This window comes from Oceanimonas marisflavi, from assembly GCF_003049725.1.
GTDB classification, from domain to species: Bacteria; Pseudomonadota; Gammaproteobacteria; order Enterobacterales; family Aeromonadaceae; genus Oceanimonas; species Oceanimonas marisflavi.
In genome coordinates, this window is record NZ_QAGM01000003.1 from 56961 (window position 1) to 70886 (window position 13926).

The window sequence follows — 13926 nt, forward strand, 5'->3', positions numbered from 1 at the left end:
GCCGGCAACGGCGGGGGGCTTTTCTCATTCGCAAGGATACCGCATGCGCACCACCAAAGATCGCATTCGCCACACCATCGGCTTTGAGCTGCTCGGTCTCGTTATCTTTACACCGCTGGCAAGCCTGGTGTTTGGCTTTGAACTTCATCTGATGGGCGTGCTGGCGGTCGCGGGGTCGCTGATTGCCACCGTCTGGAACTATCTTTACAACCTGCTGTTCGATCACGCCATGCTGAGATGGCGCGGGGATGTCCGCAAGACCACGCTGATCCGCGTGTTTCATGCCCTGCTGTTTGAAGGTGGTCTGCTGCTGCTGTTTTTGCCGATGATCGCCTGGTATCTGGGCATCAGCCTGTGGGATGCTTTCGTGATGGACATTGCCATGGCAGCCTTCTACCTGGTGTACGCCTTTTTCTATAACCTGGCCTACGACCGCATTTTCCCCATTCCCAATCCCACCGCTCAGGGATCCTGATCAAAAAAACCGCCCGAGGGCGGTTTTTTCAACAAGAAGTGAATATTACTTGCCGCGGGCCGGCTCTGCCTCGGTGTCATCGATGGTGTCGGGATTACCTTCCATCTTCGCCACTATGGTGTTGACGGCGGTATCGCCCACCACGTTGGACGAGGTACAGAACATGTCGTTAATGCGGTCTACCGCCATGATGATGGCCATGGCCTCCACCGGCAGGCCCATCTGGTGCAGCAGTACACCGGCCATCACCACGGCGCCACCAGGTACACCACCCACGCCTACCGACATCAGCAGCACGGTCACACCCACGGTCAGCAGATCGCCGGTGGGAATGGGCGTACCCGAGATATTGGCGGCAAAAATGGCGGCCAGGGTAATATAGATGGCAGAGCCGGACATATTGATGGTGGCACCCAGGGGCACACCAAAGCCGGCGATGGCCCGGGATACACCCAGCTTCTCGGTCAGGGTACGCATGGTCACCGGAATGGTGGCGTTGGAGCTGGCGGTGGACAGGGAGAACAACAGCTGCTCTTGAGTGGCCTTGCGGAACACGCCCGGCTTGATACCGGTGGTCAGCCAGACCGCCAGCGGATACACCACCAGGATCCAGAACGCCAGCACCATCACCACCATGGCCACATAACCGGCCACCGACATCAGGGTATCCGCTTCCAGAGTCGCGCCCAGGCTAATCATCAGGGCGAACACACCGTAAGGCGCCAGGGTCATCACCAGACCCACCAGCTTCATCATCACCTCGTTGGCCATGCGGAAGGCGCGGGCCGCCGGTGCCGCAGTGGCACCCAGGCCCTGAATGGCCAGGCCGGTAAGAATGGCCATAAAGATAATCTGCAGCATGTCGCCGGAAGCAAAGGCCTGTACCGGATTGCTGGGCACAATGTTCACCAGCATGGCCCCCAGATCCGGGGTTTCGGTGGTGGTCAGCTCCACCGCGCCGGTAGCACCGTGAGGCAGGGTGGCGCCCAGGCCGGGCTGGAAGATCACACCCACCAGAATGGCGGCGGCAATCGACAGCATGGTGTTGATGATATACAGGCCAAAGGTCTTGCTGCCCAGACGACCGAAGCTGGCGATATCCCGCAGCTCGCAGATGCCGGTGACGATGGAGATGTATACCAGAGGAACCACCATCAGCTTGATCAGTGACACAAACATGCCGCCCAGGCCTTCGGCCAGGCCGACCAGCCCGTCGTTAAGCAGGGATACATCCTTGAACAGGTACTGGATGGCGCTGCCGATCAGCAGGCCAACAAAAAGCCCGGTAAAGATCCGGGTGGAAAGAGAGCCTTTCATTTCTACATCCTCAGAAAAAGCCAAATCATTTATCTGCTATTTATTATTTTTGTAGATAAGTTAACCAGTCGTTCCGTAAGCGCCCGGATTTTACATTCAAAAAACAGGGCAGCAACCACAATGATCCACTTCATGCCCCTGCGCGTGACAAAGATCACAAAAACAAGCCTTGGTGAAATGGAGGGCTGCACAGGAAAGCCTACCCTCCCGACCCCTTTTCAAGGCTCCCGGGCGGTGCCGAATAAAAGTGCTGGTATGGGGCTTCGGGTTGACACTGCAGCCGGGGCTGACTGTACTGGGGTGAGTCCCGTTCGCGGACATGGATGTTTCACTTTCCACGCATCACAGGGGGCAGGCATGCATACACAGATCCCCAGCTTCTCACTGGATGAATACCGGCAGCGTCTGGCCAGAGTCAGGGCCGCCATGCACGAGCAGGATATACAGACCCTGATCGTGCACGATCCGGCCAATATTGCCTGGATCACCGGCTACGATGGCTGGTCCTTTTACACTCCTCAGGCTGCCGTGATCACCCTGTCCGGCGAGCCCATGTGGTTTGGCCGTCAGATGGATGCCAACGGCGCCCGCCGCACCGTCTGGCTGCAGGAAGAAAATATTCTGTGGTATCCGGACTACTATGTGATGAACCCGCCGATGAACGCCATGGAATATCTGGCCAACCAGTATCTCAAGCCCCATGAATGGGCCTATGGCCGTATCGGTCTGGAAATGGACAGTTACTACTTCACGCCGGCCGCCTGGCAGGCGCTGAGCGAAAACCTGCCCGACAGCGAGCTGGTGGACGCCACCGCCCTGGTCAACTGGTGCCGGGCCATTAAGTCGGATGCCGAGCTTCGCTACATGCGCATTGCTGCACGTATTGTGGAACGCATGCACGCCGCTGCCCTGGAGATGATAGAGCCAGGCCTGCCCAAGCACCTGCTGGTGGCGGAAATATACCGGGTGGCCATGGAAGGATACGAAGGGCACTTTGGCGACTATCCTTCCATGGTGCCCATGCTGCCCTCGGGTCCGGACGCCTCGGCGCCACACCTGACCTGGGACGACCGGCCCTTTTGCCGGGATCAGGGTACCTTCTTCGAACTGGCCGGCTGTCACCGCCGCTATCACTGCGTGCTGTCACGCACCATCTATCTGGGCCGGCCCACCGATAACTTTCTGCGTGCCGAAGAAGCGCTGAATGCCGGACTGGAAGCCGGGCTGGCAGCTGCCCAGCCGGGCAACCGCTGCGCCGACATTGCCAACGCCCTCAACGCCACCCTGGCCGAATACGGTTTTGACCGGGAAGGCGCCCGCTGCGGTTATCCCATTGGCATGGGCTACCCGCCGGACTGGGGAGAGCGCAGTATGAGTCTGCGCAATACAGATCACACCATATTGCAGCCGGGCATGACTTTTCACTTTATGCCCGGCCTGTGGCAGGAAGACTGGGGGATGGAGACCACCGAAAGCATTGTGATCACCGAAAACGGCGCCGAGCCCCTGTGCAACTATCCGCGCCAGCTGTTTGTAAAAAAGTAATTACCAACAGCCAGGCGAACACATGCAACAGGATCGCGATGACATTCGAATACTGCACATTCTGCAGCGAGCGAATACAAGAAAGGGGCCGTACGGCCCCTTTCTTTTACAGGATCTGACGGATCACCCGGCCAAAGCGGCTGATACCCTCTTCAATGGTAGCGGCATCGGACCCGGAATAACTGAAGCGGGCGGTGTTGAGTATGTCCGGCCGCACATAGAAGGGCTGGCCGGGCACAAAGGCCACGTTTTCCTTGATCGACAGGTTGAACAGCTCCATGGCACTGATGTGCTCGGGCAGACGAACCCACAGGAACATGCCACCTTCCGGACGGGTGAAGTCGAGTCCCGGGCAATGGCGCAGCAATGCCTGCTCCATGGCGTTTTTCTGCTCGCCGTAAACGGTACGAATGCGATCGATATGGGCATCCAGGCTGTTGTCCTGCAGATAGCTGTACAGCACCTGCTGGGCAAAACCGTTGGTGTGCAGATCGGAAGCCTGCTTGGCAATGGTGATCTTCTGGCGCAGCCAGCCGGGCACCAGCATCCAGCCCAGGCGGAAGGACGGCACCACCACCTTGGAGAAGGAGCCCAGCAGCACCACGTTTTCCGGCGCCAGTTTGGCGATGGGCGGCAGGTGCTCGCCTTCAAAGCGCAGCTCGCCGTAGGGGTTGTCTTCCACCATCAGTACATTGTTGCGCACCAGCCGCTCGGCCACCGCCTTGCGCTTTTCCAGGCTGTAGCTCAGACCCGACGGATTCTGAAAGTTGGTCACCCCGTACATCAGCCGGGCATTACCGGGCTCGGCCAGCAAGGCATCGAGCTCATTCAGATCGGGACCGTCATCGTTGAGCGATACGCCCTGAAACTCGGGCTGATAGACCGACAGCGCCTGAATGGCGCCCAGATAACCCGGCTCCTCGATGATCAGTTTGGACCCCTCGTCCACCAGCACCTTGCCGATAAGATCCAGCGCCTGCTGGGAGCCGTTGGTGATCAGAATATTGTCGGGATCCACCTCCATGCCGTGCTGGGTGCGGTAGCGGGCGGCGATATACTCGCGCAGCGGCCCGAAACCCTCGGTAGCGGCATATTGCAGCGCGCCGTTGCCCTTGTTCTGCAGCACCTTGGCGGTGGCCACTTCCAGCTCTTCGTTAGGAAAAAATGCCGGATTGGGCAGACCGCCGGCAAAGGAGATCACTTCCGGATTGACGGCGACTTTGAGTATTTCTCGAATAAAGGAAGGCTCTACCTTGGCAAAGCGCTTGGCAAAAAACGGCTGCATAGGGGTCTCTCTGAATTACAACGCATGGCGGGCGCCAACAAAACCTTTCTTTTGTATCAGAAAACAGCTCAATAACAAACCATAAACATCACCCGGTTTGCGCCGGGGCCGGCCTTGTGGTCGAATGCGCCCATGCCAAACAACCTTGCCATTCCAGTGAACTCTTCTTCCTTTTCCCGGCGCATTCTCGCCTGGCACGACCTGCACGGCCGCAAGACCCTGCCCTGGCAGCAAAACAAGACCCCCTACCGGGTGTGGGTCTCGGAAATCATGCTGCAGCAAACCCAGGTCAGCACCGTTATTCCCTATTACCAGCGCTTTATGGAACGCTTTCCCGATGTGGTCAGCCTGGCCGATGCCGACCAGGATGAGGTGCTGCACCTCTGGACCGGGCTGGGCTACTACGCCCGGGCCCGCAACCTGCACAAGGCCGCCCAGGTTATTCGCGATCACTATGACGGACGTTTTCCCGAACGCTTTGAGGAAGTGCTGGGCCTGCCCGGCATCGGCCGTTCCACCGCCGGCGCCGTGTTGTCTCTCTCGCTGGGGCAGCATCACGGTATTCTCGACGGCAACGTCAAGCGGGTGCTGACCCGCTGGCTGGGGCAGAAAGGCTGGCCGGGCAAAAAGGAAGTGGAAAACGCGCTCTGGGACAGAGTGGCCGAGCTCACCCCCAGCGACGGTGTAAGCCAGTACAACCAGGCCATGATGGACATGGGCGCCACCATCTGCACCCGCAGCAAGCCCGCCTGCGAACGCTGCCCGGTGAGCACCGACTGCCAGGCAAGACTGCTGGGCACCCCCACAGCCTTTCCCGAGCCCAAACCGAAAAAGACCGTGCAGCCGGAAAAGCGCGCCTGCTTTGTGCTGCTGCAGAGCGGCGAGCAGCTGCTGCTGGTGCAAAGACCGCCGCAAGGGTTATGGGGCGGACTCTACTGTTTTCCCGAGTTTGCCGGCGAGGACGAAATGCGCCGCTGGCTGGCCCGTTTTCCCGATGCGAGCGAGCCCGATCCCCTGCCCGGCTTTCGCCATACCTTCAGTCATTTTCATCTGGACATTACCCCCTGGCGGGTACAATTGCCGCACATTCCCGCCGAGGTCATGGCGGGTGACGAGCGTCTTTGGTATAACTTGCGTCAACCGGCACCGGTAGGTCTGGCGGCCGCCACCAAAAAGCTGCTCGCCTACCCGCAACTGCACAAGAGGACATAATGAGCCGAACCATTTTTTGCCAGCGTTTACAGAAAGAAGCCGAAGGTCTGGACTTTCAGATGTACCCGGGAGAGCTGGGCAAGCGCATTTACGACAACATCTCCAAGGAAGCCTGGTCCGAATGGCAGAAGAAGCAGACCATGCTGATCAACGAGAAAAAACTGAACATGATGAACGCCGATCATCGCCAGTTGCTCGAAAAGGAAATGGTCGCCTACCTGTTTGAGGGCGCCGATGTTGATATCGAGGGTTACACCCCCCCTTCCGGCAACTAATTCACCGCTTTGCTCAAGCCTTGAGCGAACGCACTCAAGGCCGGAAAAAGCGGTTGACTTGCCTGGGGCGATCGATTTAAATGACGCCCCGTTGCCCAGATAGCTCAGTCGGTAGAGCAGGGGATTGAAAATCCCCGTGTCGGTGGTTCGATTCCGCCTCTGGGCACCATTTTTCGGTGTCTTTTCAAGTAAAAGCCCAAACGCCCAGATAGCTCAGTCGGTAGAGCAGGGGATTGAAAATCCCCGTGTCGGTGGTTCGATTCCGCCTCTGGGCACCATTTTTCGGTTCTTTTTCAAGAAAAAGCCCAACGCCCAGATAGCTCAGTCGGTAGAGCAGGGGATTGAAAATCCCCGTGTCGGTGGTTCGATTCCGCCTCTGGGCACCATCCTGAAAGCCTCGCGAAAGCGGGGCTTTTTTGTTTTAACCCTCTCCCCCGCCTGATCACGAAAAGCCGGCCTGAGCATGGTATTCCCCCCCACGATTTTCTAGGATAGAAAAAAACAGGCAAGGGATGCCACCATGAAACGTTTTGCACTTCTGCTGTTGCTGGCTCTGGGGCCGGCCCATGCCAACCATGAGCACGACGATTCCGATCTGCCTCACTGGATGGTGGAAAAAATCACCCCCATGCACGACAGCGTCACCGACTGGCTCGACAATAACGCCCGCAATATCGACAACTTCTTTGGTACCGATGACAGCCTGACCATTGAAAATGACTCCTACCTTCGCTTCAGCCAGGAGTTCACATGGCATGAGCGGGATCGCTATGACTGGGACACCGCACTGCGGCTGAAGCTGGATCTGCCCACCACCAAGGAGCGGCTGCGCATACTGATAGAAAGCGATCCGGAAGAAACTCAGGGCACCCTGGCCGAGCAGGGTGCCAACACCGCCCGCAGCAATAACAATTTCAGAACCGAGGACTTTCTGATCGGCCTGCGCCGCCTGAGCGACCGGGACAAGCGGGAAGACTGGCGTTTTGACGCCGGGGCCGGTATCAAGGTCAAGCTGCCGCTGGATCCTTATGTGCGCTTTACCGGTGAACGCCTGTGGCAGCTGGGCGACAGCCCCTGGCAACTCGACTCCTGGAGCCGGGCTTCATGGTTTAACGAAGAAGGCTACTCGGTGCGCAGCCGCTGGGATCTGGGCCGGCCCCTCAGCGACATTTATCACCTGCGCTTTATTACCAATGTACAGTGGCAGGAACAAGTCGATACCCTGGAGTATTCCGAAGGCATTGAGCTCAACCAGCTCCTCGGCAGCCGCAGTGTCATTCGCTATGCCGCCGTGGCCGTGGGCCGCAGTGCGACAAATCCCCGGCTGCACGACTACTACCTGCTCAGCCACTACCGGCGCAATCTGCACCGGGAAATCCTGTTCGTGGACTTTATTCCCGAGCTGCATTTCCCCAGGGAGCAGAATTACGATGCCGAGTTTGGCGTAACCCTGCGTCTGGAATTGCTGTTCCGGGGAGACCTGTCCTGGAACAGGTAAGTCGCCGGAGCCCCCTCTCCCGGCTTGCCACCTTCTACAGGAGACGATGAAAGTTTTGTGAACCCGCTACCGGTCACAAAAATACCTGTTGACCCCCATCAGGGAACCGGTTAGAGTGATTTTGGCTCTGAGAATACCGCTGAATTTATGTTCATTACGAAGTTCCTAGTAGTACCTCGTCCTGTATTTCATAAGTCAAGGCCGTGTTTTCAAGTCGATTTTTCTAGCAAGTTTGTTTACAGGATTTAGGTATGTCTAACACTGTTAAAGGTAAAGTAAAGTTCTTCAATGAAGCCAAAGGTTTCGGTTTCATCGAGCAAGAGCAAGGCCCTGACGTATTCGTACACTTCAGCGCCATTCAGACTCCGGGCTTCAAGACCCTGGCTGAAGGTCAGTCCGTTGAGTTCACCGTAGCCCAAGGCCAGAAAGGTCCTCAGGCTGAGAACGTAGTACCTCTGTAAGAGTCTGCGTTAAAAAGAATTCCAAAGCCGCGCTCTTCGAGCGCGGCTTTTTTATGAGTGCTTTTCGGCATTGACTAGAAGCGCCCGACTGCGAAAACCGACAGCCCCTTCAGCACCAGCGCTCCCACGACCACACACACTCCCAGGCTGAAGGCCGTATCTACCCCAGCTTGAGCCAGCACCGCCGTCAGCAGGCTGGCCGACAACATCTGCATTGCCCCCGACAGCGCCGCCGCCGAGCCAGCCAGCTCCCGGTAAGGATCCAGCAGCCGGCTCATGGCGTTGGGAAAAGCCATGCCATTGCCCAGCGCCTGAATAAAAACCCCCGCCACCATCAGCCAGGGTTCAAGGGGCATCAGCATGATCCACAGCCCTGCCGCCAGCTGAAGAAAAGGGCTGAAGCGCAACACCTGCTCGGCCCGTACCCAAAACTGAATACGGTTGTTGATGATGCCCCCCAGCAATAACCCCAGCGCCGGCAGCAAGGCCCAGCGACCATACTCAGCCGCGCTCATGCCAATCTGATGCTGCATCACATAGGGCAGCACAGATATCGAGGTCATCATCAGGGAAAACTGCCCCCAGAGCATGCCACCGTGACCAAGAAAGTGGCGCTGACCTATCAGGCTCAGATAGCTTCTGATAATACGCCCGGGATGAAGACTGAGACGCGGGCCTGTGTGAGTTTCCCGAAAGCGCGCCAGCAACACCAGCCACAGCAGACCGATATAAAGCATCATGGCGGCGAACACGCTTTGCCAGCCGCTGACGTCACCCAGCATGCCTCCCAGCGCCGGCGCCAGCACCGGAGTAATGGCCGCCGCCATGGCCATGTATGACAGCGCGTTACGCAGTGCCGGCCCTTCAAAGCTGTCCCGCAGCATGGCCCGGGACACCACGGCACCACAGCCAGCCCCCAGCCCCTGCAACAGTCGGCCCGCCAGCAGCCACTCAAAAGTGACACCAGGTAACAGGCACAGCCCCACTCCGCACAGGGACAGGGCCAGTCCACCCAGCAGCACCGGACGCCGCCCTCTGGCATCGCTGAGCGGGCCATACAACAGTTGCACCGGTCCAAAGGCCAGCAGGTAGGCGGAAATCAGCCACTGTACCCGTTCCGGATCCTCGGCCAGTGCCTGGCTGATGCCGGGCAGAATGGGAAATACCAGCCCCAGACTGAACTGACCCATACTGACAATAAGGCAGGCCAGCACCATAATAGTGGTGCCGGAGACAGAAGAGATCACTTTGGCTCCTTTCGTTCGTATTGGTATTGGTAAAAATAGCGAGGGTAATGCCTGCGGCTTGCTTTCCCCAAAAGAGACATCGCCGGGGAACAGAACATTTAATTTGCGCTTTACTTTGACAAGGCAACCGTTCATTAAGCACAATCAAGACTGAAAAATAACAAAAAGGACTGACCGACATGACCGCCCCATCATCGAACCCCCAATCGCTGCAACAAGCCTTTTCATTGGGTAACGGGCAGGATGCGGCACTGAACTGGTTGCGCAAAAATCAGACCCACTGCGCCATTTTCCTGACCAATGGTATCAAACTTGAAGGGATGATCAGTGCCTTTGACCAGTACAGCATTCTGCTGTCCGATCCCCGTGGTCAGCAACAGCTGATCTACAAGGCCAAAATTTCCACCATTTCTCCGGCCAGCCGCCGGCCGCCGCGTACCGGCGTGATCATCAACAAGCCCCGTCGTCCGCGCTACGACAGCCATCATGATCACCATGGCCACCGGGATGATCATTCCGGCAACGACAATAACGACAACGATCACTAATACATCGTTTCGGTTGTTCAGACCAAAAAAATGGCCGCTTGCGCGGCCATTTTTTATATCAGTTCCAGCTCTTCCATTACCCGGCGAATGCGCGCCTTGGTGTCCTGCTGCAGCGGCACCACCGGAATTCGGCAGTGTTCCCTGGCCAGGCCCAGCAGCGACAACGCATATTTGGGGCAGGCCGGGTTTGGCTCGGCAAACAGCACCTGGTGCAGGGGCATCAGCCGATCCTGCAGGCCGCGGGCTTCTTCCCACTTGCCGTTCAGGGTCAGCTCCTGCAGCTGGGCACACAGCCGGGGCGCCACGTTGGCGGTCACCGAAATGCAACCCTGGCCACCGGCCACGTTGTAAGACACGGCGGTGCCATCTTCACCAGAGAGCCAGGCAAAGGGCTTTTTGATCAGCTGACGCTCGGCCCAGGGACGGTTCAGATCGCCGGTAGCATCTTTTACGCCGGCAATGCGCGGCAGCTCGGCAATACGGGCCATGGTGGCCGGCTGAATGTCGACCACGGCGCGGGGCGGAATGTTGTAGACGATGATCGGCAGCTCGGTGGCGTCGTGCAGCATCTTGAAGTGAGCGTACAGACCTTCCTGATTGGGACGATTGTAGTAACCGGCCACATGCAGGGTGGCATCGGCTCCGGCTTCCTGGGCACAGATACTGTATTCAATGGCTTCAACCGGGTTGTTGGAGCCGGCACCGGCAATCACCGGCACCCGGCCGGCGGCCTGTTCGGCCACAATTTCAATTACCCGGCAGTGCTCGTCGTGAGTCAGAGTCGGACTTTCCCCGGTGGTGCCCACCGGCACAAGGCCGTGAGTACCCTCCTCGATGTGCCAGTCGACCAGACGACGCAGGGCCGCCTCGTCAAGACGGTCACCGTCAAAGGGGGTAAGCAGGGCAACTAATGAACCGCGAAACATGGAAACTCCTTCTCCTGATCAGAGGATTGAATTTTTAATTAAAAAACCCCGGGCGCATGTGCGTAACCGGGGTTTTGACAAAGACGGGTCTGGACAAGTCAGGCGTCGGTCACGCAGGGGAAAGGGCCGCTTCACGTTTAAGCGGTTTTGCCGGTATGCGTTTGACGATAAACACCATAAATAACACCTGTATGAACCTTGAACTGCATCTTTTGCCAACCACCGGCAAATGTCAAGGGGGGACTCCCCATGTATAATGCGGATTTTGGCAATTAAAGCAGGAACACCACATGTATGAGGCCCTGACCCCGGTCAGCGAAATGCTGAGCCGCAACCTGGACATGCTTAGCCACCAGCCACTGCTGGTGTGCGGCCTGCTGGAGGACGATCTGCCGGGGCTGCTGGCAGAGCAAGGCCCGGCCCCCCGTGTTTTTACCACCGACTTTCGCTATTTTCAGTGGCTGAACGCCAGAAAGGGCGTTAAAGCAGAATTTGGCGCCCTGCCCGCCAATGAGCCTGCCGCCGGCCTGCTGCTGCTGATGCCCAAGGCCAAGGCCGAGGCCCAATATCTGCTGGCCGCCTGCCTGCCGCTGCTGGCTCCCGGCGCGCCCGTATTTATCGCCGGCGACAACAAGGGCGGGGTCAAGGCCGCGCCCAAACTGCTGGCGCCCTGGTGCGACCAGATCAACAAGGTCGACAGCGCCCGCCGTGCCAGCCTGTATCAGGCGGAGCTGAGCCGACCGGCCCCGGCCTTTGCCGCCAGCGACTGGGTCGGCCGTTATCCGCTGGCAGAAGAAAACCTGACCGTGTGCACCCTGCCCGGCGTGTTCAGCGCCGATCATCTGGATGCGGGCACGCGCCTGCTGCTGGATAACGCCGGCGCCCTGCATGGCCGGGTGCTGGACTTTGGTTGCGGCGCCGGCGTGATCGGCGCCAGCCTGCTGACACGCAACCCCGGCATAGAGCTGGAACAGATCGACATCAATGCGCTGGCACTGGAAGCCAGCCGCCTGACCCTGACCGAAAACGGCCTGCAGGCAAGGGTATATCCTTCCGACGGCCTGAGCGAGGTGCAGGGCCGCTTTGACTGCATTATCAGCAACCCGCCCTTTCACGCCGGGTTAAAGACCTTTTACAGCACCACCGAGACCCTGCTGCGTGAGGCCAAGGGTTACCTCAGGCCCGGTGGCAGCCTGTTGCTGGTGGCCAATGCCTTTCTGCCCTACCCGGAGCTGATTGAGCAAAGCTTTGGTCACTGCGAGACCCTGGCCGCCAACGGCCGTTTCAAGATCTACCGGGCGCAGACCTGAATATGGCAAAACTGACCCTTTTTTAAGCAAACGGCTAGCAAGGCTGTTTTTTTTATGTTTTTACAAAAAAAGCGTATTGACGGCCGGTAAAAAATCTATAGAATTCGCAGTCCTCAGCACGGGCGAGGGTGGCGGAATTGGTAGACGCGCTAGCTTCAGGTGTTAGTGTCCTTCGGACGTGGGGGTTCAAGTCCCCCCCTTCGCACCACTGAGAAAATGACGGCCTCATTTTAAACAGCCGAACAATTTGAGCATGCGAGGGTGGCGGAATTGGTAGACGCGCTAGCTTCAGGTGTTAGTGTCCTTCGGACGTGGGGGTTCAAGTCCCCCCCTTCGCACCAAGCTTAACGGCTTGCGAACGGCTCAAATATCAGCATGGTGGCCCATGTAAAACAGCCGGACAATCAGGTATGCGAGGGTGGCGGAATTGGTAGACGCGCTAGCTTCAGGTGTTAGTGTCCTATGGACGTGGGGGTTCAAGTCCCCCCCTTCGCACCAAGATTGTTGAACTCCCTGAATAAATTCCCCTTCTGCTTTTCAATCCAAGTTCCCTTTTGTAAAAAAACCGTTACTACATATTGCAATCGCTTTAGTGCGCCCGCATCATCATTGTCGTGTTAATGATTTGTTGCAGGTGAGTCCATGCGTTGGATGTTGTGCACACTGCTGTGTCTGTTGCTGTTGCAACCCGTCTTTGCCCTGGGCAAGGGGGCGTTCAACTCGAGTGATCACCAATTTGCCCCGCAGAGTCAAATCACCGACAACATGCCCTCACCGGGTGGTGACGAGCCACAACACACATTGTCGTTCATCCCCTCCCAACTCGATGGCCCGTGCCCTGACGCGACCATTGCTCCCCTCAGCGCTCACCGTGGTATTCGCCTGCTCGCGCTGCGACAGGCCCGAGGCCCACCTCACTCTTTCTTCGTCTGAACTCCGCCGGCAAACGCTGGCAGCAAACACCCTATTTAACCCGGCCGCCAAGAGACCGGGAACCGACGAGGAAAGAACCATGAGAACACTGCCCCTGTATACCGTAGAAGCCGCCGATCACCTGGTCATGCCCCGCCAGCTGAGCCATGCGGATCTGAGCTCACCGGCGCTGGAACTGGTTGAAGATTTCGGTCACAGCTCCCCCGCCCTGATCGATGCCGACACCCCTGCCGCCTATACTCAGGAAATGATGCTGCGCGAGCACAGCCGCTACAAGCTGGTGGTGGATACCAGCGGCGAGCTGGTGGGACTGCTGGCCCGGGAACACCTGTCCGGCCAGGTGATGATACGCCGGGTGGCCAATGGCGATCTGCGCCACGAGATAATGGTGTCGGATCTGATGCAGCCCCGAGAGCAATTAAAGGCCCTGGCCTATGAGCAATTGCTGGACTGTACCATCGGTGAGGTAATCGCCACCCTGCAACACAGCGGCGAGCAGTACTGCCTGATCCTGGATAGGGATCAACACCAGATCCGCGGCGTGATCTCGGCCCGGGATCTGGCCGAGCGGCTGCATATCGATCTGGATATCAGCAAGGCCCCCACCTTTCTGAACATCTTCGACTCGCTGTCCGACTGATACAAAAACGGGGCGCTCCAGAGAGCGCCCCGTTTTTCTTTACCTCAGCTCCAGGTGGGCACGGCAAGCATCAATCCCAGCCCGGCCAGGCCACCCACCGGCAGCCAGTACCAGTGCCTGCTCACCGACGGCATGGCCAGCATCAGGGCAAACAAGGCAAAGCCGGCGCTCAGCCACAGAGTGAGCGACGACGCCGGCACCCACCACACCAGAGTTAACCATCCCAGAACCAGTAACACCACCATGACCACCTC

14 protein-coding genes and 6 tRNA genes are annotated in these 13926 nt (G+C 58.2%); 15 read left to right on the forward strand and 5 right to left on the reverse strand.

The window, feature by feature from the left end; all coding sequences use genetic code 11:
* The first annotated feature begins 43 nt into the window (after window positions 1-43).
* Window positions 44-475 (forward strand): PACE efflux transporter, encoded by a 432-nt coding sequence (locus tag DA373_RS02955; RefSeq protein WP_107850871.1) that lies wholly within the window; start codon window positions 44-46, stop codon window positions 473-475.
* Between the two features lie 45 nt (window positions 476-520).
* On the opposite strand, the gene DA373_RS02960 is transcribed toward DA373_RS02955, so the two are convergent.
* Entirely contained in the window at window positions 521-1792 is a 1272-nt protein-coding gene (locus DA373_RS02960; RefSeq protein WP_107850872.1) for a dicarboxylate/amino acid:cation symporter, read from the reverse strand.
* A gap of 357 nt (window positions 1793-2149) precedes the next feature.
* Between DA373_RS02960 and DA373_RS02965 the strand changes: the two genes are divergently transcribed.
* Window positions 2150-3337 carry a M24 family metallopeptidase gene (locus tag DA373_RS02965; RefSeq protein WP_107850873.1) on the forward strand — a complete coding sequence of 396 codons (1188 nt, stop codon included), beginning with the start codon at window positions 2150-2152 and terminating at the stop codon, window positions 3335-3337.
* 106 nt (window positions 3338-3443) lie between these two features.
* Here the strand turns inward: DA373_RS02965 and DA373_RS02970 are convergent, their stop codons facing one another.
* Window positions 3444-4622 carry an aminotransferase-like domain-containing protein gene (locus tag DA373_RS02970; RefSeq protein WP_107850874.1) on the reverse strand — a complete coding sequence of 393 codons (1179 nt, stop codon included), beginning with the start codon at window positions 4620-4622 and terminating at the stop codon, window positions 3444-3446.
* 132 nt (window positions 4623-4754) lie between these two features.
* On the opposite strand from DA373_RS02970, the gene mutY reads away from it, so the two are divergent.
* The 7 genes from mutY (at window position 4755) to DA373_RS03005 (ending at window position 8068) form a co-directional block, all read left to right on the forward strand.
* Window positions 4755-5834 (forward strand): A/G-specific adenine glycosylase, encoded by a 1080-nt coding sequence (mutY, locus tag DA373_RS02975; protein ID WP_408635742.1) that lies wholly within the window; start codon window positions 4755-4757, stop codon window positions 5832-5834.
* Entirely contained in the window at window positions 5834-6109 is a 276-nt protein-coding gene (locus DA373_RS02980) for an oxidative damage protection protein (protein WP_107850875.1), read from the forward strand. The genes mutY and DA373_RS02980 overlap by 1 nt, the downstream gene beginning before the upstream one ends.
* Window positions 6110-6202: 93 nt before the next feature.
* Window positions 6203-6278 (forward strand) — tRNA-Phe (locus DA373_RS02985).
* 33 nt (window positions 6279-6311) lie between these two features.
* Window positions 6312-6387 (forward strand) — tRNA-Phe (locus DA373_RS02990).
* A gap of 32 nt (window positions 6388-6419) precedes the next feature.
* Window positions 6420-6495, forward strand: a tRNA-Phe gene (locus tag DA373_RS02995).
* Window positions 6496-6629: 134 nt separating this feature from the next.
* Window positions 6630-7607, forward strand: coding sequence for a hypothetical protein (locus DA373_RS03000; protein ID WP_107850876.1), 978 nt, complete (start codon window positions 6630-6632; stop codon window positions 7605-7607).
* A gap of 251 nt (window positions 7608-7858) precedes the next feature.
* Window positions 7859-8068, forward strand: a complete 210-nt coding sequence (locus DA373_RS03005; protein WP_014291396.1) for a cold-shock protein — start codon at window positions 7859-7861, stop codon at window positions 8066-8068.
* 74 nt (window positions 8069-8142) lie between these two features.
* Here DA373_RS03005 and DA373_RS03010 read toward each other — a convergent pair whose 3' ends face one another.
* Entirely contained in the window at window positions 8143-9315 is a 1173-nt protein-coding gene (locus tag DA373_RS03010; RefSeq protein ID WP_107850877.1) for a multidrug effflux MFS transporter, read from the reverse strand.
* A gap of 179 nt (window positions 9316-9494) precedes the next feature.
* Here DA373_RS03010 and hfq point away from each other — a divergent pair, with 179 nt between their 5' ends.
* Window positions 9495-9863: an RNA chaperone Hfq gene (gene hfq / locus DA373_RS03015; RefSeq protein WP_107850878.1), complete on the forward strand. Its 369-nt coding sequence runs from the start codon at window positions 9495-9497 to the stop codon at window positions 9861-9863.
* Between the two features lie 53 nt (window positions 9864-9916).
* On the opposite strand, the gene dapA is transcribed toward hfq, so the two are convergent.
* Window positions 9917-10789 (reverse strand): 4-hydroxy-tetrahydrodipicolinate synthase, encoded by an 873-nt coding sequence (gene dapA / locus DA373_RS03020; protein ID WP_107850879.1) that lies wholly within the window; start codon window positions 10787-10789, stop codon window positions 9917-9919.
* 290 nt (window positions 10790-11079) lie between these two features.
* On the opposite strand from dapA, the gene rsmC reads away from it, so the two are divergent.
* From rsmC to DA373_RS03050, 5 genes are all read left to right on the forward strand, one after another.
* Window positions 11080-12099, forward strand: coding sequence for a 16S rRNA (guanine(1207)-N(2))-methyltransferase RsmC (gene rsmC, locus DA373_RS03025; protein ID WP_107850880.1), 1020 nt, complete (start codon window positions 11080-11082; stop codon window positions 12097-12099).
* 122 nt (window positions 12100-12221) lie between these two features.
* Window positions 12222-12307 (forward strand) — tRNA-Leu (locus DA373_RS03030).
* A 47-nt stretch (window positions 12308-12354) separates the two neighbouring features.
* Window positions 12355-12440: transfer RNA gene (locus DA373_RS03035), tRNA-Leu, on the forward strand.
* Window positions 12441-12511: 71 nt separating this feature from the next.
* Window positions 12512-12597: transfer RNA gene (locus DA373_RS03040), tRNA-Leu, on the forward strand.
* 514 nt (window positions 12598-13111) lie between these two features.
* Window positions 13112-13672, forward strand: coding sequence for a CBS domain-containing protein (locus DA373_RS03050; protein WP_107850882.1), 561 nt, complete (start codon window positions 13112-13114; stop codon window positions 13670-13672).
* 44 nt (window positions 13673-13716) lie between these two features.
* Here the strand turns inward: DA373_RS03050 and DA373_RS03055 are convergent, their stop codons facing one another.
* A complete protein-coding gene (locus DA373_RS03055; RefSeq protein WP_107850883.1) occupies window positions 13717-13917 on the reverse strand; it encodes a hypothetical protein in 201 nt (66 codons plus the stop codon).
* Window positions 13918-13926: the final 9 nt, after the last annotated feature.